The sequence below is a fragment of the Thiofilum flexile DSM 14609 genome (genome assembly GCF_000380185.1).
Lineage (GTDB): Bacteria > Pseudomonadota > Gammaproteobacteria > Thiotrichales > Thiotrichaceae > Thiofilum > Thiofilum flexile.
The window spans coordinates 99310-119894 of the sequence record NZ_KB904791.1; the positions used below are offsets into that span (position 1 = coordinate 99310).

The window sequence follows — 20585 nt, forward strand, 5'->3', positions numbered from 1 at the left end:
AACTCTCTAATCCACGGTAATAAACACCTCTCCCCGACTGAGTAACCGCGCAGTACGCAACAACCCGGCCTTAATCACATTACCCTGTTCGTCTTGGAGTAACTCCACCGAAAACTCGCCTGAGGGATGCTCAACTGACAAGACTTTAGGATTACCACTTGCAGGCTTAGCCACACCTTCCGCTACAGAGTTTGGCAAAATGCAGGCTGTCGCCACAGACACAGCACCTAAAACGCCAATAGCATCGTGACAAGTATGAGGAATAAAGGTACGGGTACTAATATGTCCGCCGGTTTGGGGTGGTGCAATTAGGGTCATTTTGGGGACTACTTTTTTAGTCACATCGCCTAAGCCCATGAGTACACCGGCTTTAAGGCGAATCGCCTCTAGTCGAGCACGAAAGTCGGTATCACTACTGAGCTCAGCACAGCTTTCTAAGCCGGTTTTGCCCAGATCGGCGGCACGAATCACTACGACTGGCATACCATTATCAATACAAGTAACAGCCACCCCATCAATCACATCTTGAGTATGCCCACTCGGTAGTAAAGCACCACAGATGGAGCCAGCAATATCGAGATAATTACACGTAATAGGGGCTGAAGTACCGGGCGCTCCATCAATCTTGGCAGAACCTTCGTATTGCACTTTACCATGAGGGGTTTGGATAATGAGTTCGCAGAGATTTTCACTATTGACCATGTAAACACGGACAGTAGTCGTTTCACCTTGGGGGGCTAGGAGTCCGGCCTCAAGCGCAAAAGGCCCTACACCGGCTAGAATATTGCCGCAATTCGGGGTGGTATCCACACGGTTTTCACCCACCACGACTTGAACAAACAGAAAATCAACATCGGCATCAGGACGAGTAGAGGGACTTACCACCGCTACCTTACTAGTCAGAGGATGTGCGCCCCCTACCCCATCGATTTGTCGGGCTTCGCGTCCTACTGCGGATAAAATCCATTCATTACGCTCAGACTCATCACTAGGTAAGTTACTCGCTAAAAAGTACAAGCCTTTAGAGCTACCACCTCGAAACTGCATAAAGGGAACAGCAACTTGCATACTCAATTTCCTACCTAGCTAATACATACACAACTATACGGGGACTAGACCTAAGCGATCTGATTAATCAATCGCGGATGTTGAGTAGTGTAATCAGGGATACTTGAGTTGAACATGCACAAAATACTTATAGACTGGTACTTTTCTGCAATTTTATCCCTAGCGCTCACTCAGGCATTGATCAATCCATTCGGGTTTTAAGGTATAGCGTAATACCATTTCAACCACTTGCTGCTTTAGCCTACTCTGCCCCGCCTTAGTAAACAATTGTTTACCAAAACTCACATTAAAGGTTTCTAAATTAGAGATATTAAAAAAACACAAGGCACTAATATGCCAGTGTAAAGTTACAGGACTAATAGCAGCACGAAATACCCCCTCATTTAAACCTCGCTCATAAAGAGCGGTCAGACGCTCAATCACAGGTTGATTCAGGGTTTTCATAAAGGCTGTTTGTTTGAGGTAATCGGCATTATGAATATTTTCAATCATCACCAGCCGAATAAAGTCTGGATTGCGGCGATGGTGATCAAAAGTGAACTCGACTAATTTTCTCAATGCCGTCGGTGGATCTAAATGCTCTAAGTCTAGCTCACTCTCCCCCTCACGCACCGAACGATAGGCTTCAATCAATACCTGCTGATATAACCCCTCTTTATCCCCAAAGTAATAATAAATCATGCGTTTTGAGGTTTTGGTTTTAGCCGCAATCTCATTCACCCGTGCGCCTGATAAGCCATTGGCAGCAAACTCCTCGGTGGCTACTTTAATAATATCCATGCGTACTGCTTCTGGATTTTGTTTCCAGCTCTTTACATCTTCTTGCTTATCATCTTTTAAATCGCCCATTGCACACATACTGCTTTCTTTAATTAACCATTACGAACAATAGGTGTTTTACCGACTCTACTCAGGGCTTGCAAGTTTATCTGAAGTGCTATACAGCGTGCCTTTTGAGAAAAGTCAAAAATAAATTAACCAAATGGTACAAAAATGCTTGACCAAATAAACCAATTGGTACAAAGTATTTTAGACCGCACATACTAAGCTATGGATTTTAAGGAGGAGAATGGTGTCAACACTATCCAGCACAGTGCATACAACGGTATCGCCTAACACTAAAAAGGTTAAGGTGCTAGCCGGACTCATTGGTCAGGGTATTCAAGGTTCAAGAACCCCTGCCATGCATCAAGCCGAAGGCGCTCGCCTAGGTTTGCACTACCTATATCAATTACTCGATACCGATCAAATCGCCCAACCCGCCCCCACACTTGAGCAATTACTGCAAGCAACACAATGGTGTGGCTTTGCGGGGCTTAATATTACTTTCCCTTATAAGCAACAAGTCATTCCTTTGTTAGACGAACTCGCGGCTAGTGCGAGTGCTGTCGGTGCAGTGAATACCGTAGTCTTTAAAGATGGTAAGCGCATTGGGCATAACACCGATTTCACTGGATTTGCTGAAAGCTTCCGACGCCAAATGGGGGATGTGAAACATGACACAGTATTACTCATTGGTGCAGGGGGGGCGGGCGTTGCTGTCGCCCATGCTTTACTGAGTGAGGGAGTACAACAATTACTCATTACCGATGTTAGTAGAGAGCGTTCTGCAGCACTCGCTCAGAGTCTAAATACTCATTATGGTACTGACCGTGCGACTGCTACGGATATTGATGCCGCTCTAGTAGATCGTATTGATGGTCTAGTAAACGCTACCCCCGTTGGCATGGCGAAACTACCCGGCACCCCCTTCCCTGTTGAGTTGCTACAAGCAAGATTATGGGTGGTGGATATTATTTATTTCCCGCTGGAAACCGAGCTATTACGGGCTGCCCGTTTAAAAGGTTGTCGCACGGCATCCGGTGCGGGCATGGCAGTCTTTCAAGCGGTAGGTGCATTTGAGCTGATTACGGGAATACGCCCCGATAGTGCCGCTATGCAAGCGACCTTTAATAGTCTAGACCCAGCCTAAGGGGGATAGTGAAACTCATCATGCTCTAATAGCTAGGAGGAGAGCCTGTGAAAAAATGGATAGATCGATATTGCCGCTTTTTGGCAATGATAATGGCATTATTACTCGCCATTATGGTGGTATTAGTGTTTGGTAATGTGGTATTGCGCTATGGTCTTAACTCTGGCATTACCATCTCGGAAGAATTATCCCGTTGGCTATTTGTATGGCTAACCTTTATGGGAGCGGTCGTCGCTCTGCATGAAAAAGCGCATATGTCTATGGGTGAAGTAGCCTCGGCTTTACCCCCCTCTATACAGCGCATCGTTCGCATTGTGGTTTTATTGTTGATGCTGTGGGTCACTTGGCTCATTTTTAGCGGTAGCTTAAGCCAAACCCAAATCAATCTGGAAAATTACGCCCCCGTCACGGGACTATCCCAAGGGTGGTTTTATGGTGTGGGTATCTTTTTTGCTGTTTCTACAGGCGTGATTTTGCTCACAGATCTGTGGGAAGCGATTCGCAATATGAATGCACCTCTCCCGCCCCCTCATTCAAACTCACACGCGGAGTAGCCAAAATGACCATTGTTATTTTCATTGTGGTACTGCTCGCAGCGATGGTGCTCGGCGTCCCCATTGCGTATTCATTGCTGTTATCCGGCATTGCACTGATGTGGCATCTGGATTTATTCGATGCACAAATTTTGGCACAAAACCTGATTGAGGGTGCCAATAGCTTCCCTCTCTTAGCTGTCCCGTTTTTTATGTTAGCGGGTGAGATTATGAATGTGGGGGGACTCTCAAAACGCATTGTTAATTTAGCCATGACGCTCTTAGGCCATGTACGCGGTGGGCTGGGTTATGTCGCCATTTTAGCGGCGTGTTTAATGGCGGCCTTATCCGGCTCTGCGGTGGCAGATACGGCTGCATTAGGGGCGCTCTTACTGCCTATGATGGCAGCCGTAGGACATGATAAAGCTAAATCTGGCGGATTAATTGCAGCAGCGGGTATTATTGCCCCCATCATTCCCCCCTCGATTGCCTTTGTAGTCTTTGGAGTCGCTACCAACATCTCAATTGGTAAATTATTTATGGCGGGTATTTTTCCGGGATTAATGATGGGAGTCGCTATAGCAATAGCTTGGTATTTTGTAGTCACGCGTGAAGATAAAAACCAACCTGAACGCCAAAGACCACCCAAAGCCAGCGGTGCTGAGCGTCTCAAAGCCCTAAAAGAATCCACTTGGGCCTTAATGTTACCCGTGATTGTATTAGTGGGCTTAAAACTGGGCGTGTTTACTCCGACTGAGGCGGCTGTAGTAGCGGCGGTGTATGCCCTATTCGTTGCTATGGTGATCTACCGTGAAATGACTTGGCATCAGCTTTATGAAGTCTTCATTAGCGCTGGTAAAACCACTGCCACAATTATGTTTTTAGTCGCCGCCGCTATGGTATCGGCTTGGCTCATTACGGTGGCGGATTTACCCGGTCAAGTCGTCGAATTGCTTGACCCCCTGATGGATAGCCCCACCCTACTCCTATTCTCAATTATGCTGTTATGTATTTTAGTCGGTACGGCAATGGACTTAACCCCTACTATTTTAATTCTAGCACCCGTGCTCGTTCCGGTAGTGAAAGCAGCCGGCATCGATCCGGTCTATTTCGGGGTGCTATTTATTATTAATGGTGCTATTGGTTTGATTACGCCCCCCGTTGGTACCGTACTCAATGTTATGGCAGGCGTAGGCGGTATGAGTGTAGGCGCAGTTGCTAAAGGGGTTTTACCTTTCTTAATCGCACAATTAGCAGTGCTATTTTTACTAGTACTCTTCCCTAGTTTGGTACTTGTCCCCTTATCTTGGTTTTATTAACGTTTTCAGGCACAAACGACGGAGCGCGTTTGTGCTAACCCTTATCGCCGCTCCGCAAACATCTTGGAGGATGAAGATTATGAAACGTTTACTGGTCAGTAGTGTTGTTGCTTTGGTTGCCACGCTTAGCCTGAATATGAGTTGGGCAGCTGATAAAAATTTCAAACTCGCTCTACAAAACCCTAAAGGTCATCCTTTGGAAATGGGCGCTGCTAAATTTGCCGAGCTAGTAGATAGCAAAAGCAATGGCAGCATGAGTGTTAAAGTATTTGCTGGAGGCGTATTAGGTGGCGATGCGCAAAATGTTTCCTCCTTACAAGGCGGCACTTTAGACATGGTGGTGTTGAACTCCGGTATTCTCGCCTCACAGGTTCCAGATTTTACCGTGTATGACTTCCCCTTTATGTTTGGTAGTGCAGAGGAAGTAGACAAAATAGTCGATGGTGAATTTGGCAAAGCCTTACACGCTAAATTAGAGGATAAAGGCATTATAGGTTTGACCTATTGGGAATTAGGTTTCCGCGATATGACCAATAGCAAACACCCGATTAATAAAGTGGAAGATATTAAAGGTCTAAAACTGCGGGTTATTCCTAATGCCATTAATGTGGACTGGGTCACGGCCTTAGGGGCTAATCCAACCCCGCTACCTTTCCCAGAGGTCTATACCGCCTTAGAGCAAAAGGCTATTGATGGTCAAGAAAACCCCTTAACGGTGATTGCTGCTAATAAGTTTTATGAAGTCCAAAAACACTTAACCATTACTCATCATCAATATAATCCGCAATCGGCGATTTTCAGTAAGAAAGTATGGGATAAATTAACCCCCGAACAGCAAACTATTATTCGTGAGTCAGCGATTGAAGCAGGCTTATATGAGCGAGGTGTAGCCCGTGAAAAATCAGCCAGCGCCTTAGAGGAGCTGAAAACAGCCGGTATGGAAGTGACTGAACTTCCCCCCGAAGAAGTGGCTAAAATGCGCGAGCTAATGAAGCCTATTATTGAAAAATATGCCGATGTTGCGGGTAAAGAAACGGTTGATAAACTACAGAGTGAATTAGCCACTTTACGTAAATAATACGCCTAGCGTATAGCCCACCCACTAAGGCCTAGCTATATATAGCTTCGCCCTAGTGGGAACCTCATCTCTTATCGTCTATTTAATTAAGTTAAGGAACCATCATGCCCTCTATTTTAGTATTAAATGGCCCCAATCTCAATTTACTCGGTCAACGCGAGCCTGCCCAATATGGTTATACCACCCTCGCCGATGTGGAAGCGCTGTGTCAGGCCACCGGCAAACGTTTAGGCTTTGAAGTGAAATGTTTGCAAAGTAACCATGAGGGCGTGTTGATTGATGCCATTCATGAGGCCGGACGTGGTGTAAAAGACGGCTCGGTCTTAGGTGTGGTGTTCAATGCCGGAGCCTATACCCATACCTCAATCGCCCTCCATGATGCCATTAAAGGGGCTGAAGTGCCGGTGATTGAGATTCATATTTCTAATGTTCACGCCCGCGAATCTTTCCGCCACCATTCTTATATCTCCCCTGCGGCGGCTGGAATTGTGGTGGGCTTTGGGGTAGATGGCTATGTGTTGGCTATAGAGGGTTTGGTGCGTAAGTTTCATAAGTAGCTAGGTAAAAGAAAAGTAATCGGGTGTTTCTGGAGCAGTCGCTGTGAATACATCCCTGTACGCTACAAGGCGGCATCCCTGCCGCCAAGACTGCTCCAGAAACACCCGATTACTTTTACTCAATTACTTAGATCTGTGCAGGTAATTATTTAGTCATTTTATTAGCTAGGTGGTTTCTATCATGCGTTATTCGATTGCTACGGTATGCTTATCTGGCACCTTACGCCAGAAAATTGAGGCGATTGCCCAAGCGGGTTTTCATGGGATTGAGATTTTTGAAAATGATTTGATCACTCATCAAGGCTCGGTGGCAGAGATTCGACGCATGATTGAGGATCATGGTTTAGAAGTCGTCACTTACCAGCCCTTTCGGGATTTTGAAGGCTTGCCCGAACCGTATCGGCGCAAGGCCTTTGATCGTGCTGAACGTAAATTTGATCTAATGGAGCAGCTTGGCACCGATTTACTCATGGCCTGTAGCAGTGTCTCCCCCCATGCGTTAGGGGGTATACAACGCGCGGCGGATGATTTTCATGAATTAGGTGAACGGGCTAAACAGCGGAATATGCGCGTGGCTTTTGAAGCGCTGGCTTGGGGTAAGCATGTGTATGATTACCGTGACTCATGGGAAATTGTACGGCGGGCGCATCATGAGCGAGTAGGATTATGCCTTGATACCTTCCATATTTTCTCGCGCAATGTTGATTTACAAGCTATTTTAAATATTCCGGGCGATAAGATTTTTCTAGTTCAAGTCGCCGATGCCCCGCGCTTATCCATGGATCATTTATCGTGGAGTCGCCACCATCGTTGTTTTCCGGGACAAGGAGAATTACCTATTGACCGTTTTGTTAAAAACCTACATGCAACGGGGTATAATGGGCCGTTTTCGCTAGAAATTTTTAATGATCAATTTCGCTCTGGCTCCCCAGAAAATACTGCCCGTGATGGTTATCGCTCCTTAGTCTATGCCAATAATTCCTCTGAATCCGTACTCGCTCAACAAGGAGAGTTATTACCTAGTATTCAATCCCCCTCCGAAATCCAATTTATTGAATTCGCTTTAAATGAAACCGAAAAGCAGGCACTCACTCCCTTATTAAGTGCTTTAGGTTTTAGTAAAGCCGGTATTCATCGTAAAAAAGCGGTCGAGGTTTGGCGTCAAGGTGCTATCAATCTGGTAATGAATTTAGAGCCAGATAGTTTTGGACAGCGCTATCATGAGCAGCATGGTGTATCAGTCTGCGCCTTTGGTTTAAGCTGCCAAAATATTCCTGCCCTGACGCAACGGGCGACACAACTCGGTTATGACCTCACCCAAGGTAGCCTCAGCACGGATACACATGGTATTCCCGCCGTGCTTGGACCAATTGGCAGCTTATTGTATTTAGTGGATGAAACCTTGCAACCCTCTCATTGGGAACGTGAATTTGTCCCCCAACCCCATGAACCTATGGCCTATTTACAGGCGATTGACCATGTGGCACTGAGTATGAGCTATGAAGAAATGCTGCATTCGATTTTGCTGTATCGCTCATTATTTGGCATGTTACCCAGTGCCAGTGTGAATGTGGCTGATCCTAGTGGTTTAATTAAAAGCCAAGTGATGCAAACGGCAGATAAAAAAGTGGCCTTTACGTTAAATAGTTCCGCCGCCTCACAAACCGTCTCGAATTATATTGCGAGTCGTTATGCTGGTGGTGGGGTGAATCATATTGCTATGCGTACTCATGATTTAGTGAGTGTAGCCCAGCGTTTAGCCGAATTAGGCATAGAAACCATGCCTGTTACTGCTAATTATTATGATGATATTGCCGCGCGTTTTGATTTAACCCCCGAATTTTTAGCTGCCTTACAGCATTATCATATTCTCTATGATGAAGATGAGCAGGGTGTATTTTTGCAATTATTTACCAAACTCTTTGCCGGACGTTTTTGCTTTGAATTAGTGCAACGTAATGGTTATCAAGGTTTTGGTGTGCCTAATGCGCAAATGCGTATGACTATGCAAGCTTTAGAGGTTGCCCAATTATGTTAGCTATTGCAGCAACTTTATTACCGATTTTTCTCTTAATTGGGGTTGGCGCATTGGCGGTTAAAACACAGCTCATGCCTAGCAGCGCCGTCCCTGCTATTGGAAAATTGGTTTTATATTTAGCGTTACCTGCCCTTATTTTTAATAATCTCAGAACCATAGAATTAAATAGCGTTATAGAGCCTTATTTTTTAATGGCCTATGGTTTAGGAGGGCTATTCGTATTAATTATCGGTTTTAGCTTAAGTTTCCTCTGGCTTAAAAGTGGAGTGATACCGGCGAGTATTCATGCTTTGGGCATGAGTACACCAAATAGTGTATTTATTGGTTATCCTATTGTAATGTTAACCTTTCATACCCCACTCGCAGCGGGATTAACTATGGTGTTATTAGTAGAAAACCTATTAATACTACCCATCGTTCTCTTGCTACTAGAGTATGGTAGCGCACAAAAACATCATAATCTCTCAAAAACTTTACTCAATATAGCCAAACGCATTGCTACTAATCCCTTGATTATTGCTATTTTTCTAGGTTTACTTTGGGCGAGCTTGCACTTACCTATGCCAGAGCCGATTGCTAAAACACTAGGTATGTTAGGTAATGCCACGGTTGCCTTGGCTTTAATCTTTATTGGTGCGAGTCTAGCCAGTAATAAATTTTCACCCCCTAATCAAGCGCTTAGTATGGTATTATTAGGCAAACTATTCTTACATCCATTAATCGTGGCACTATTAGTCGGCTTACTCCCTGATTTTGACCATCAGCTACAATTAGCCGTGATTTTATTTGCTGCCATCCCTATGATGAGTATCTACCCTATTATAGGAGAGCATTATGGCATGAGAATCTTTTGTACTAATACCCTATTTATTACCACACTATTATCGTTTTTTAGTCTAACTTTAGTGATACATGGATTATTATGAATGATGTGCCACATTACTTTCTTTATGGTAAAACTGCCGCTATTGATTCTACCCATCATCTAGCGATTACTCGTCTAGAAGAATCATTACCGAAACATCAATGGGAAATTCATCCCCATCGCCATGATCATTTACATCAATTACTGGTACTAGAAACCGGCAGTGTATTAGCTAAAATACATGATCAGCATTATGAAGAAAAGGCAGGCTGTATTATTTATGTGCCTGCACGTGAAGTGCATGGCTTTACCCATCACCCGTCGGTACAGGGCTATATTCTTACTATTAATGCCGCCTTTTTGTCTGGTTTATTTGCTGAATCTGAACATCAAGCACTACTGATTTTACTCAGCCGACCTTTACTGCTTAATCAAGCTAATAATCAGGCAACCTATGAGCGTTTATTTGGCTTAATTCAACAACTACTTAGTGAATATGAATCAGACCAATTAGGCAAGGTGAGTATCTTAGGTTCTTATTTAAAAATTATTTTAATTTTACTCAGTCGTAATGCCTTACCACTAGCACAAAGCTTAAGTCCATCGAATTATAAGATTACCCTTTATGAACGTTTTTTAGATTTATTAGAGCAAAACTATCTGGCACAATGGGGGGTAAATCAATATGCGAATGCATTAGGACTCACTGAAAATCGCCTTAATCGCTTATGTCAACGCTATACCGGGCAAAATACACTACAACTGATTCATGGACGTTTAATGCTAGAAGCTAAACGGCGCTTGATTTATACCAATTCAGCGATTTCTACCCTAGCTTATGAGTTAGGTTTTAAAGATCCCGCTTACTTTACGCGCTTTTTTACCCGCCATAGTGCGGGTACTTCACCTAGTCAATTTAAACTGCAGTGGCATCAAAATCATTAAGGTTTTGAGGTTGCTATCGTAGCTTTACTAGATTTTGCAGTCTTTGAGGTGCTTTCTATAATAGCTTTAATGCGATCTAATAAAACTTGTTTCGTTTTAGGATTTTCTTCCTGCTCAGAGGCTCGTGTATACCATTTTAATGCAACGGTTTTATTTTGTAATATGCCATCACCACGATTATACATTTCGGCTAATTTAAACTGAGCACTTAAATCACCTTGCCTAGCTGCCGCATTGAAACATTGTAAGGCTTTGGTTTTATCGCGCTCCACACCCTCACCACGATAATACAATAGTGCTAAATTAAATTGCGCCTCAGAATCACCCGCCTCTGCTGCCTGTAAATACCATTGTAAGGCTTTCTTTTTATGCTTAGATATATCTTTACCTTGGTCATACATAAAGGCTAAGTTATATTGAGCGGCAACATACTGTTGTTGTGCTGCCTTTAAATACCAGGTTAAGGCTAATTGATTATCTTCCTTAACTCCCTTACCCTCATCATATAATAAGGCAAGATTAAATTGCGCGGGAGCATACCCTTGCTCAGCCGATTTAGTAAACCAATAGACGGCTTGGGATTTATTTTCATTTACCCCATCCCCAGTATCATACAATACCCCTAGGCTATATTGAGCTATTTTATCACCTAGATCAGCCGCCTTTTGATAGTATTGTAAAGCTAAGGTAGTACTAGCATCGACTCCATCACCATAATAATATAAATAACCCAGACGATAATACGCTAAACCCTCGCCTTGCTTTAAAGCTTGTGCTAACCAATAGTCAGCCTGCTCGGCATTAGCGGGTTTACTATTGTCATAATGATTTAATAGATATAACTTTAATTGCGCATCTAGATTATCATAATGAGCTGCTTTATTTAGCCATTCTTTAGTCAATTTATAACTTATTGGTACGCCTTCACCATTATAATAAATACTAGCTAATTGTAATTGTGCTAACACATGATCTTGCTTAGCTGCCTTATTTAACCATGATAAAGCTTTAGTTTTATTCTCTTCTGTACCTAAGCCAACATTAAAGCGCATACCTAAATCATATTGTGCCTCTGAATAACCTGCCTGAGCTGATTGCATCAACCAATATAAAGCCTTACCCTTATTTTCACTGCCTGCTTGCCCATTAAACCAATATTCGGCCAATTTAAATTGAGCTAAACGATCCCCTTGTTGGGCAGCCATTTTATACCAATAAAAGGCTTGTAAATTACAACGTCTTACCCCAATACCTTCTTCATATAAAGTCCCTAGATGAAAAGGTATTACACTCATAGGGTCTTTAGCAGCAGCTAGTAAATAAGTTAGGGGTAACTTTTGCGGTGAAGAGGATGAAGTAGCGGCTAAGATGCGCCAATAATTCACCATTGTTACAGCAGTAGGCGTGGTTACAATAGGATCAAATAAGCAATAAGCTTGTAAGGGGCTAGAAAATAAAGGACTAAAGGGACACCATAAGTTTAATTTCGCCCGTTCTTGGGGTGTAATTAGATTTTGCAGTTGGGCAATATCTAATTTAGTAACATTTGCATCATTAAATGTCGCCACCTCTGCCACTTGGCTAGCAGGAATATACCCCAACACACCGCAATGATAGGTTTGATACCAATCATTATAATACTGCGCCACGATTAAGGGTAACGGTTGAACCCCGCGCACTTGACACAATACTTTTCCTGCCAAGGCGGGACGCTCATAAATTTGTGCCATGGGTGCTGCTAAATGCACCTCATAGTGCTGATTAGCCCAAAGTGGCATTAGGCTCCAGCATAGAATTAGCCCAATCCAGTACCGCATCATGCTCTATTATTAGTAATTAAAATTATTTGCTCCATCCTAGCACATCCTCCATGAGTATTCAGGTGAGCAGAATTTTACCTACTTTTTTGCGACTAGGCGAGTACTAAGCGCTAGCTAATTGTTCAGGAGCTATCCACTCCACAAAGTAAGGCAAGTTATCACCACTATTGGCTGGGGTAAGATAAATACTTGAGCCAAAGTAGTGGGGTGTTTCCTCCGCAGCCGCTGTGAATACCTCCCTGTACGCTACAAGGCGGCATCCTTGCCGCCAAGACTGCTCCAGAAACACCCCACTACTTTGGCATACCTACTTACCTAAGCTTAAAGTATTGTAAAGATAACTTATGATTCTAATAATAGTAGCTGTTTCACAATAGTAGCCGTTAATTTTAGCGGTTCAAAATTATAAATCTCTAATTCTTCATGGGTTAATAGTTTATAATCAGTCAATTCTTCATTCAGCTTTATAGTGCCCTGCGCTTTTACTAAATAGGCTAATAATAATTGATTGCGCTTTTCATAAATAAAATGTCCAATAAACTTAACCTCGGTGGCGATTAAGCCTAACTCTTCTTGGGTTTCACGCATAATAGCAGTTTCTGGATCCTCTCCTGCCTCTAAAAACCCTGTAATCATCGAGTAAATATAATCAGGCCATGCTGCATTACGCGCTAAAATATATTGATCCCCTAATTTCACAATACCTGCGACTACAGGTGTGGGATTATTCCAATGGATAAAGTGACATCCCCTAGCAGTGCAAACACTACGCTCTGCACCCCCTATTATACGTCGTACTAAGGGACTAGCACATTCAGGACAAAACTGCATAATAATCTCATAAACTTAGTAGGGTAATAAATTCGATTATACCCTACTCCTTGCCGGTATAGTTAAAATACTAGGATGGCATTGTTAAATTAAAATACTCACGTAATACGGTTTTCACATCATTAAGCTGTATAGTTTGTACTTGTGTCGTTTTACCGATTACTTGCTTAAGCTGATCACCGAATAAAATCGTGCGCCCCTGAGGAGTAAATTTTACAATCAAATACTTTTGCATAAATATCACATCTTTATGGGTCGAATTCATCCAATTCGCTGGCGTAAAATCAATAAACTCCGTCGGACAACGATTAAAACCATATTGATTAATCCAATTCCCCTCTACTAATGCTTGTAATATATACTCATCTCCTTCTTTGAGTAATTGAAAAGTATCGAAATCCTGTTGAATAGTTTGATTACAATCCGCTAAATGTAAAGGCTCACGAATACTATAACTACCAAACCCTAAATCACATAAATACTCTTGCCCCTCTACCTTAGCAATCACCGCCATATGTGTCTTAGGACGCTTCATCGGATAAAACATAGGGCGAGCTGCCACTAATTGATAAGGGATATTGAGTGCTTGCAACGCCATGCTAAACAAACCATTCACCTCATAACAATAGCCACCCCGTTGCTGATACACTAATTTAGCGACTATATCCTCAGGGATAATAGAAATCCCTTTACCGGCTAATACATCTAAGTTTTCAAATGGAATATGAAATAACTGCTGCTGCATTAAGGCTTTCAGTAATACTGCACTAGGAGTTATTTCCCCTTGATAATGAATACGCTGTAGATAATCATCGAGTTTAAAATTCTGCGCTAACACCGTTATTGATCTCATTAAATGCCGAAAAGAAAGTATTGTAAAACTACTCCTATCTCAGCAACTAGGACTAGATAGTGATAAAACCAGCTATACAGTTTGAGGATAGTCGCGACTGTCACGGCATTAAAATCAAAAACTGTACTGCTACCGTAAAAAATCCTACTTCAACCCTAACTCTTCGCCATCAGCAGCTATACTCTACGGCAATAGTTATTATTTATTTCATAGTGACTAGCTCACAGAGAAAAGCTTGCTTTAAAATTAATCCATTAAAATAATCGAGTACCCCATTATGACGACGTCTGATTTAAGTGTTATTAGTCAAGAATTTCATCAATTTACCCAGCAATTCAAAACCTTGCTCTTAGCGACTGCAAACAGTGCCGGTATACCGGAGGTGAGTTATGCCCCTTATGTCGCCTATCAGAATGAGTATTATATTTTTATTAGTGAGCTAGCCACTCACACGCGTAATTTAACGCAAACCCACCGCTGTAGCGTCATGTTTATTGAAGATGAAAACCAAGCGCATCAGCTCTTTGCCCGCAAACGTGCCACGCTACAATGTGATGCGGTGGAGATTACCCGTCAAATGCCCAGTTGCGAACCTATTTTACAATTATTTGATGCCCAATTTGGTAAATTTTTTGGTTTATTGCGTCAACTACCTGACTTTCATTTATATCGTTTAAGTCCGCAAAGCGCTTCTTATATCGCGGGCTTTGGTAAAGCGTATAGCTTAAATGGACAGGAGCTAAACCAAGTCGCTTGGCGACGTAGTTGATTTGCTTACCTCGGTTTTTAACGTACACTGGGCATCCATTATTAATGTATTCTATTATGAACTGGTTAGCCCATTTACATTTAGCTTCCATGGTGCAAGCGGATCCGGCGAGTAGTCTATTACCGGATATTATTAATACTCGCCATTTACACCTCTTCACCCCTACCCAACAATACGCTATTCAGGTACATCAAACGATTGATCGCTTTACCGATCAACACCCGCAAGTCAAACAAAGTAAGCAACGTATAACCCCACCCTTTCAACGCTTTGCGGGTGTATTAATAGATATATTTTATGACTATTGCCTCTGCCAAAGCTGGGAGCTATATGACACCGAACGCTTGTCAACTTTTACCAATCAGACCTATGCACAACTTGCCCACTCCAACGCTCTACCACCGCCTGCCCCTGCCATTATCGAGCTATTAATTACTCAAGACTGGCTAGGCTCTTATCAAACTGTGGAGGGTATTGAACTGAGTTTAAAGCGTATTTCTCGGCGTTTTAAACGTCCGATTGATCTTGCTCCTGCCATTAATAATCTAAAGCTCATAGAAAAGGAGCTTATGCAAGACTTTAATCAGTTTTACCCCGAATTAATTACCCACGTGCAACTCAGTGCGAAAGATTTATCATTTCATAATCTCAATTGACGTCGCCCATTAAAACGACAATTGAGTACATCACAATGATTTTTACATAATCCAGAGCGCTTAGGTATCCAGCTATCCGCCTGATAAGCATATTCTAAACGACTATGCCAATGCAGAATTTGCTCATTGAGTGCAGTTATATCTTTACGCTCAATCTTACCCTTTTTTTGTAAACCCTCTCCGGTATAGACATAGCAAAAATATAAAGTCTGTACTTCAGGAAAACGCGCAAAGATTAATAAAGCATTCCATTGTAATTGTTTAGGGTCAAAATATTGCTCTTTAAACTTACCTGTTTTCCAATCAATTAATACCGCGACACCTTGATCATTAATACAAATAAAATCATTCCGCCCGCGAATTAAACCACTCGGATCAGACCAATCTAAGACTTGACCTGTTTTAGATACATTGAGTTCGTGCTCAATATAAACTTGAGCTGATTTAGGCTTATAGTGATCAATAATCTGTTTAATATGCTGAAAATGACGCTCTGGATCATCATAATCACTACTAGGCATCGTAGAAAGGTGCGAATTTTTAGCATATTCCTCGGCTAAAGCATGAATCAACGAGCCAAATAGCGTTGCAGGCGTATCTTGCTTAATCGCTTCTTTCGTCACATAGAAGGCTTGATAAGCACGTTCACAACCTATAAAAGTATTCAAGCTGCTGTAAGTAGGGGTAAAAGGTAGGGACATTAGCATTAGACTCATGATGCAAGCATAGTGTTTAGCTTAACACTCTCCTCTTAGCCTTGCACCTAGCTAAGACTCAACAGGTAGCCATAATGGTATCTTAAGCTGCCAATCTAATTGCAGCATATCTCGCTCAATATAATCCTTTAAAGCCTTACGGGCTTTAATCGTATAAACCCCTTTTTCTAACCTAAAGTCTAATAATAAAGTTCTTTTTAAGGTTTCTGGCAAATCAGGATTTGGTTTAAAATGTAGCTCAATATAATTATGCCACTCTTCATCCTCTTCTGAAGAAACCCATTCTTGATGAGCAAAATCAGCATCTACTATCCGAGATAAAACCAGATCAATAAATTTATTTTTAGAATAACAATAAGCCCTTAAATGATAGCGTTTACTGGTATAAACCAAATGATGAGGGGCAATAATTAAATTCTCATCACCGGATTGCTTAGAGTGATAATATAACTCTAGCGGTCTTTTGGTTTGAATCGCCTCTACCACAAAACGTACAGCCTTCGCATCCAAATGCGGACGATAAAGTGCATCACCATCCTCTATCGGTAAAATCCCCCAGTCTTCATCCTCCCAAAAATGATTAGTCAACGAATTACCACGTAAGTAATTCAGATAATAACGCGGCTCTCGATTAATGCAATGCGGGTGGGACTCTGCTTGGGCTTCATGGCGTTTAGTTGAACGATTATAAACCATATTATGCGGATACTGTTGGCGATACGCCTCAATACTCGCCTGTGCATTTTGGCGCGTGATGCCAAATGTTTGCCCTAATTGCCCTGCCGTAACGCCCCCGCCCCAGTATAAACAAGTTTCAATATAAGCAAAACGCCTTAACAAGTCTCGTTTCATGACAGTTCCTAGTATTGATTAGGTTAAACCATTTAACCCATAATGAATTGTATATTAAATCCCCACAAGGAGTCCCCATGTTACGGATTAGACTAACGTTACCTCCTCCTCTTGCTGCTAAACCCTATACACATCAAGACCTTATTCATGACGCTATTATTAATGGCATAGAAAGTGCGGGCTATCCCGCCTCTAACCTAATCGGGTCTCACGCCCAAATCTGGAATTTTGCCCCACTAGGATGGCATCGTGGTCATGTAGGGTTTGTCCAAGGCCTTGTAATCAGCACCACGGATCCTGAATTGGCACGCGCCTTAACACGCTTAAAGCCAGAGCATATTGCTCAACGGCGCTGGAATGATGAGTCGATTAATTTTGCTGGGGCTGAACTTCACGTAGAGCCTGACCCACTCTTTCCCCAACAGACGCAACTAGCCTGTTTATTATTATCGCCATTAGCACTGCAACAAACCCAACACGGCACGGCTAAACACTGGTGTAAAGATCTGCGTGACCTTGATTTAAGTGAAATTATTAGCCGTAAGCTCTCCGCCAAAGCAGGACGCCCTATTCAATTAACGATTAAGCCCGATGCCCTTTATCTTCGTGCGAATCCTGAGCACTCCGTTTTAGTCAACCTTAAACAACTGCGTCAGGGGCAGAAAAGTTTTGTGATAGGTATGCAAGCTCCTTTACTGCTAGAAGGGAGTGAGGAGGATCTGCGCTTTGCGTGGTATGCAGGTATTGGCGAAAAGACTCGCAATGGATTTGGCTGCTTAGGCTTATTAGAGCAAGGACTTCAGGGATGAACACAACACTGATGTACCAAGCGGGTGAATTAGCTGCTCAAGTTTATGAACGCTTTATGGTAGAAGTGATTGAGGCCAAAGTGCTAAATGAACGCGTGGGGCAATTACTCACAGATAAGCAAAAGCAAGACCTGCACAACGGCAAAATTATTGATACCCGTGTGCTGTATCTCATGAGTCTCAGCGGCAAAGGTGGCTGGGATGAGGATGCACAAAAACGCGAGCGTTATCTGAAAAATCAAAATATTACCTTACTAGATCACCTCCTCTCTGTGGTGCGCGGTGCGGTAGTACTATGCGCCTTAGACACAGCGGGTGCTTTAGGTACGGAAACAGTAGAGGCAGAGGATGAGCAAGCCTTGCTTGATACCTTGACCGTGGTTGCCGCGATTGCCTTTTTGCATGATTTAGACAAGATGCTGCGTTTAACGCGTGATGCTCCTCTGACACTAGAGCAGGTCGAGCAAAGCTTACAGCGCTATGGCATACGGGAGTACTTGGGGGAAATTAAACTCAATGCTGAGCAAATCCGTTTTTTAATTGAGCAAGCTGAAGAAACCCAACGTCATCGCCATCCTAGTCACACGCCTATTCCGCGTAGTTACACCCTTGCGGTTGAGCGCTATGTCAAGCTTGCGGATAAGCTGGATGGTTTATGGCAAGAGCACAGTAGCCAAGGCGGTCTAGAAAAAATTATTGAGCGCTTAGATCAGGATCAAAGCCTTGCCACGCGCTTATTAACTCAATGGGAAGCCGTTGATATTTATGACCCCCACCATCCATTTTTGCTGGATGAGTTACAACGTGCTTTATCAGGTCTTTGTAGTAATCCACGCTATGCAGGCATACCGCCCTTAATTGAAACACATCAAGATGGGCGCTTGTTTATGCTCCTACCTAAAGCCCATGCTGCTGCTATTAAAAAAATGGCCTTACAGCGCTTAATCAAACATTTGCCTTTCCAACTAGCGATCAATGTATCTAATCGTGGTATCCCCGAATTACTCAATGGCACACCGGATCATGAGGCACTCAAAACCTTTTTAGCCGACTATCCCCGTAAAGAACTCGGACGTTTATTTTTCATCAGTACCAGCCTAGTCGATAGTGTCACCTCCCCCTTAGATAGCTGCCTGAGCGCCCTAGGTTTAGCCCCACGCTGGCCTAAAGCGGTAGGACAATTACGCACACCCTATCCCGATCCAGAACAACTATCCCCCGCAGCACAAGGCTTATTTTTGCAAGCGGCTCATTTGGTATTGCTGCTCAATTTAAAGTTACCTGTCAGTAAGAAAAATGGTTTACCGGACTATGCCGAGCGCGAACGGCATGTACTTCAGTGCCTTAATACTGAACTACCTATCTGGCTAAGTGAGCTAAACGATGAGCAATCGCGGCGGGTCTTATTGAGCTTGTGGGCAGTGGCCTATTGTGACACTCATATTGAAGCTAAAGAGGCTATTTGGGGAGCGAATGGTTTATTAAAACAATGGTTGGAGGGTGATGAGCAACAAGCCGGATTCAATCAGTTTCTAGAAGGAGAGGGCGCTCAAGCTCAATTAGCTATAACGCGACATTTTAGTCAACTGCTCCAACAGCAACGCGCCCACCCTGAAGATGAAACCGCAACAGGTCGGTGCCTATTTACCGATATGCCTGCTAGTACCCTAATGGCTAGTAACTTAGGTTTATATCAAGTCAAGGTATCCGCTTTTTCAGGACGTGAAGGCAAACCAGACTCACTCACTGCTCCGGCTAATGGACAAGTACCGATCAACCTCATTTCTATCGCTGAACATAAGCTGCGCCAAGAAGCATTTAATCGCCAAGGCGGAAAACCCTCTGGCGTACCAACGCTTATTTCATCCCCCACTACCACAGGATTATTCGGCGCACTGACCCTCAATAATGAAGCCGATCTAAAAGCCCTGTCTATTTACGACTTAAGCCGCCAAAAGATAGAGGAAGGTAAGGCAGCCTATCGCGGCTTAGAAGTCTACCGCTATCGTTACCGTATGGCTCGATTGGAACGTATTCCTGAAAAAATAGAAGAGCAGATCAACACGTTACGCCTAATCCTACAAGCCTGTTTACGTATTGGTCGCCCGATTCATATTTTTCGCGGCTTACCCACACCCCAAAAAGCCTTCTTTTATTTTGATGCTATGCCCAGCCTGCTTAAGGCTTTAATGGGTTATCAAGCACTACGCCTTGAGCAAATTTCTAATGCTTTGGATCAATTACAACTCGCGCAAACCCTGATTGAAACCACCGGCTTAGGCTATGACGTGCTCAATCTCTATGCCTATGCACGTACCCGTTTTAGCGCTATTTGTCTGGTGTGGTGCCATGCCCACGATACCTTAAAGCAAGCCAGCGCCATTAAAACTGCCGCATTGGCAGAATTAAAAATACGCATGTATCACGACTTTCAAATCTTACAGGAGAATCAAACTATGACTGCAACTGATGGTGCTCTAGTGCGCTTAGGCCAAGCCGCCAGCCAAATCCAACGTCGGCCCCTCGCCCAAGCCTCTACTAATGAAGAAATGTTGGTATTCAATTTGTGTATGGATACTGCCATGGGCTTACGCGCCACCGGGCAAACGGATCACGCCTCCCTTGTGTATGGCATTGCAGGCGAGCTTGAAACCAATTTAGGGCGTAAAGACAAAATGTCGGCGAGCAAATTTCGAGAGGGGCAAACACTAGAAATCGCTTGCATGAATTTCGCCGCCCAATTTGTAAATGAAGTCTGGGACGGTGTGCTACAAGGCAAACCACCTGCCCAAAACACCCGGCGCTTATTAGGCAGTGTGTATCGCATGGCCTTTTTGCAAGGCTTTCGTCAAAGCACTCAAGATCACTCCACTGAAGAACTCACCCCAACTGTTTAAGGATAAT

19 protein-coding genes are annotated in these 20585 nt (G+C 43.3%); 12 read left to right on the plus strand and 7 right to left on the minus strand.

Translation table 11 applies throughout. From position 1 onward, the window contains the following. Window positions 1–6: 6 nt before the first annotated feature. Window positions 7–1068 (minus strand): 4-oxalomesaconate tautomerase, encoded by a 1062-nt coding sequence (locus tag A3IK_RS0114440; protein ID WP_020560696.1) that lies wholly within the window; start codon window positions 1066–1068, stop codon window positions 7–9. Window positions 1069–1227: 159 nt separating this feature from the next. Continuing rightward, window positions 1228–1926, minus strand: a complete 699-nt coding sequence (locus A3IK_RS0114445; protein WP_245539494.1) for a TetR/AcrR family transcriptional regulator — start codon at window positions 1924–1926, stop codon at window positions 1228–1230. A 211-nt stretch (window positions 1927–2137) separates the two neighbouring features. On the opposite strand from A3IK_RS0114445, the gene A3IK_RS0114450 reads away from it, so the two are divergent. The 8 genes from A3IK_RS0114450 (at window position 2138) to A3IK_RS0114485 (ending at window position 10375) form a co-directional block, all read left to right on the plus strand. Then, window positions 2138–3040 (plus strand): shikimate dehydrogenase, encoded by a 903-nt coding sequence (locus tag A3IK_RS0114450; protein ID WP_020560698.1) that lies wholly within the window; start codon window positions 2138–2140, stop codon window positions 3038–3040. Window positions 3041–3087: 47 nt separating this feature from the next. Beyond that, window positions 3088–3594: a TRAP transporter small permease gene (locus A3IK_RS19635; protein WP_245539495.1), complete on the plus strand. Its 507-nt coding sequence runs from the start codon at window positions 3088–3090 to the stop codon at window positions 3592–3594. Window positions 3595–3599: 5 nt separating this feature from the next. Continuing rightward, window positions 3600–4892, plus strand: a complete 1293-nt coding sequence (locus A3IK_RS0114460; protein WP_020560700.1) for a TRAP transporter large permease subunit — start codon at window positions 3600–3602, stop codon at window positions 4890–4892. 79 nt (window positions 4893–4971) lie between these two features. After that, complete coding sequence (locus A3IK_RS0114465) at window positions 4972–5970, plus strand: TRAP transporter substrate-binding protein (protein WP_020560701.1); 999 nt, start codon at window positions 4972–4974, stop codon at window positions 5968–5970. A 104-nt stretch (window positions 5971–6074) separates the two neighbouring features. Next, entirely contained in the window at window positions 6075–6527 is a 453-nt protein-coding gene (gene aroQ / locus A3IK_RS0114470) for a type II 3-dehydroquinate dehydratase (RefSeq protein ID WP_020560702.1), read from the plus strand. A gap of 181 nt (window positions 6528–6708) precedes the next feature. Continuing rightward, window positions 6709–8565 carry a bifunctional sugar phosphate isomerase/epimerase/4-hydroxyphenylpyruvate dioxygenase family protein gene (locus A3IK_RS0114475; protein ID WP_020560703.1) on the plus strand — a complete coding sequence of 619 codons (1857 nt, stop codon included), beginning with the start codon at window positions 6709–6711 and terminating at the stop codon, window positions 8563–8565. Beyond that, window positions 8559–9491: an AEC family transporter gene (locus tag A3IK_RS0114480; protein ID WP_020560704.1), complete on the plus strand. Its 933-nt coding sequence runs from the start codon at window positions 8559–8561 to the stop codon at window positions 9489–9491. The genes A3IK_RS0114475 and A3IK_RS0114480 overlap by 7 nt, the downstream gene beginning before the upstream one ends. Next, entirely contained in the window at window positions 9488–10375 is an 888-nt protein-coding gene (locus A3IK_RS0114485; RefSeq protein ID WP_020560705.1) for a helix-turn-helix domain-containing protein, read from the plus strand. Before A3IK_RS0114480 ends, A3IK_RS0114485 begins: the two co-directional genes overlap by 4 nt. Here A3IK_RS0114485 and A3IK_RS19640 read toward each other — a convergent pair. The 3 genes from A3IK_RS19640 to A3IK_RS0114500 all read right to left on the minus strand — a co-directional run bounded on the left by A3IK_RS19640 (window position 10372) and on the right by A3IK_RS0114500 (window position 13864). Next, window positions 10372–12153 (minus strand): tetratricopeptide repeat protein, encoded by a 1782-nt coding sequence (locus tag A3IK_RS19640; RefSeq protein ID WP_020560706.1) that lies wholly within the window; start codon window positions 12151–12153, stop codon window positions 10372–10374. The genes A3IK_RS0114485 and A3IK_RS19640 overlap by 4 nt on opposite strands. Before the next feature lie 384 nt (window positions 12154–12537). Beyond that, window positions 12538–13026, minus strand: a complete 489-nt coding sequence (locus A3IK_RS0114495; protein WP_020560707.1) for an NUDIX domain-containing protein — start codon at window positions 13024–13026, stop codon at window positions 12538–12540. 70 nt (window positions 13027–13096) lie between these two features. Continuing rightward, a complete protein-coding gene (locus tag A3IK_RS0114500; RefSeq protein ID WP_020560708.1) occupies window positions 13097–13864 on the minus strand; it encodes an arylamine N-acetyltransferase family protein in 768 nt (255 codons plus the stop codon). 292 nt (window positions 13865–14156) lie between these two features. On the opposite strand from A3IK_RS0114500, the gene A3IK_RS19645 reads away from it, so the two are divergent. Then, the gene (locus A3IK_RS19645; RefSeq protein ID WP_020560709.1) at window positions 14157–14648 is read left to right on the plus strand and encodes a HugZ family pyridoxamine 5'-phosphate oxidase; all 492 of its coding nucleotides are present in this window, start codon (window positions 14157–14159) and stop codon (window positions 14646–14648) included. A 56-nt stretch (window positions 14649–14704) separates the two neighbouring features. Beyond that, window positions 14705–15304 (plus strand): acyl carrier protein phosphodiesterase, encoded by a 600-nt coding sequence (locus A3IK_RS0114510; protein WP_026220994.1) that lies wholly within the window; start codon window positions 14705–14707, stop codon window positions 15302–15304. Here A3IK_RS0114510 and A3IK_RS0114515 read toward each other — a convergent pair. Both A3IK_RS0114515 and A3IK_RS0114520 read right to left on the minus strand, forming a co-directional pair. Next, window positions 15289–16020 (minus strand): PD-(D/E)XK nuclease family protein, encoded by a 732-nt coding sequence (locus A3IK_RS0114515; protein ID WP_083915746.1) that lies wholly within the window; start codon window positions 16018–16020, stop codon window positions 15289–15291. The two genes, A3IK_RS0114510 and A3IK_RS0114515, sit on opposite strands and share 16 nt — an antisense overlap. A 51-nt stretch (window positions 16021–16071) precedes the next feature. Further along, the gene (locus A3IK_RS0114520; RefSeq protein WP_020560712.1) at window positions 16072–16872 is read right to left on the minus strand and encodes a WYL domain-containing protein; all 801 of its coding nucleotides are present in this window, start codon (window positions 16870–16872) and stop codon (window positions 16072–16074) included. Window positions 16873–16949: 77 nt separating this feature from the next. Here A3IK_RS0114520 and A3IK_RS0114525 point away from each other — a divergent pair, with 77 nt between their 5' ends. Together A3IK_RS0114525 and A3IK_RS0114530 are read left to right on the plus strand one after the other, a co-directional pair. Continuing rightward, window positions 16950–17681: a CRISPR-associated endoribonuclease Cas6 gene (locus tag A3IK_RS0114525; RefSeq protein WP_020560713.1), complete on the plus strand. Its 732-nt coding sequence runs from the start codon at window positions 16950–16952 to the stop codon at window positions 17679–17681. After that, on the plus strand, window positions 17678–20578 hold the full coding sequence (locus A3IK_RS0114530) for a hypothetical protein (protein ID WP_020560714.1): 2901 nt from the start codon (window positions 17678–17680) through the stop codon (window positions 20576–20578). Before A3IK_RS0114525 ends, A3IK_RS0114530 begins: the two co-directional genes overlap by 4 nt. The last annotated feature ends 7 nt before the right edge of the window (window positions 20579–20585 follow it).

Coding starts and splice junctions, on each gene's coding strand:
- A3IK_RS0114440 (WP_020560696.1), bottom strand. CDS start 1,068: ATGCAAGTTGCTGTTCCCTTTATGCAGTTTCGAGGTGGTAGCTCTAAA.
- A3IK_RS0114445 (WP_245539494.1), bottom strand. CDS start 1,926: ATGTGTGCAATGGGCGATTTAAAAGATGATAAGCAAGAAGATGTAAAG.
- A3IK_RS0114450 (WP_020560698.1), top strand. CDS start 2,138: ATGGTGTCAACACTATCCAGCACAGTGCATACAACGGTATCGCCTAAC.
- A3IK_RS0114460 (WP_020560700.1), top strand. CDS start 3,600: ATGACCATTGTTATTTTCATTGTGGTACTGCTCGCAGCGATGGTGCTC.
- A3IK_RS0114465 (WP_020560701.1), top strand. CDS start 4,972: ATGAAACGTTTACTGGTCAGTAGTGTTGTTGCTTTGGTTGCCACGCTT.
- aroQ (WP_020560702.1), top strand. CDS start 6,075: ATGCCCTCTATTTTAGTATTAAATGGCCCCAATCTCAATTTACTCGGT.
- A3IK_RS0114475 (WP_020560703.1), top strand. CDS start 6,709: ATGCGTTATTCGATTGCTACGGTATGCTTATCTGGCACCTTACGCCAG.
- A3IK_RS0114480 (WP_020560704.1), top strand. CDS start 8,559: ATGTTAGCTATTGCAGCAACTTTATTACCGATTTTTCTCTTAATTGGG.
- A3IK_RS0114485 (WP_020560705.1), top strand. CDS start 9,488: ATGAATGATGTGCCACATTACTTTCTTTATGGTAAAACTGCCGCTATT.
- A3IK_RS19640 (WP_020560706.1), bottom strand. CDS start 12,153: ATGCCACTTTGGGCTAATCAGCACTATGAGGTGCATTTAGCAGCACCC.
- A3IK_RS0114495 (WP_020560707.1), bottom strand. CDS start 13,026: ATGCAGTTTTGTCCTGAATGTGCTAGTCCCTTAGTACGACGTATAATA.
- A3IK_RS19645 (WP_020560709.1), top strand. CDS start 14,157: ATGACGACGTCTGATTTAAGTGTTATTAGTCAAGAATTTCATCAATTT.
- A3IK_RS0114510 (WP_026220994.1), top strand. CDS start 14,705: ATGAACTGGTTAGCCCATTTACATTTAGCTTCCATGGTGCAAGCGGAT.
- A3IK_RS0114515 (WP_083915746.1), bottom strand. CDS start 16,020: ATGAGTCTAATGCTAATGTCCCTACCTTTTACCCCTACTTACAGCAGC.
- A3IK_RS0114520 (WP_020560712.1), bottom strand. CDS start 16,872: ATGAAACGAGACTTGTTAAGGCGTTTTGCTTATATTGAAACTTGTTTA.
- A3IK_RS0114525 (WP_020560713.1), top strand. CDS start 16,950: ATGTTACGGATTAGACTAACGTTACCTCCTCCTCTTGCTGCTAAACCC.
- A3IK_RS0114530 (WP_020560714.1), top strand. CDS start 17,678: ATGAACACAACACTGATGTACCAAGCGGGTGAATTAGCTGCTCAAGTT.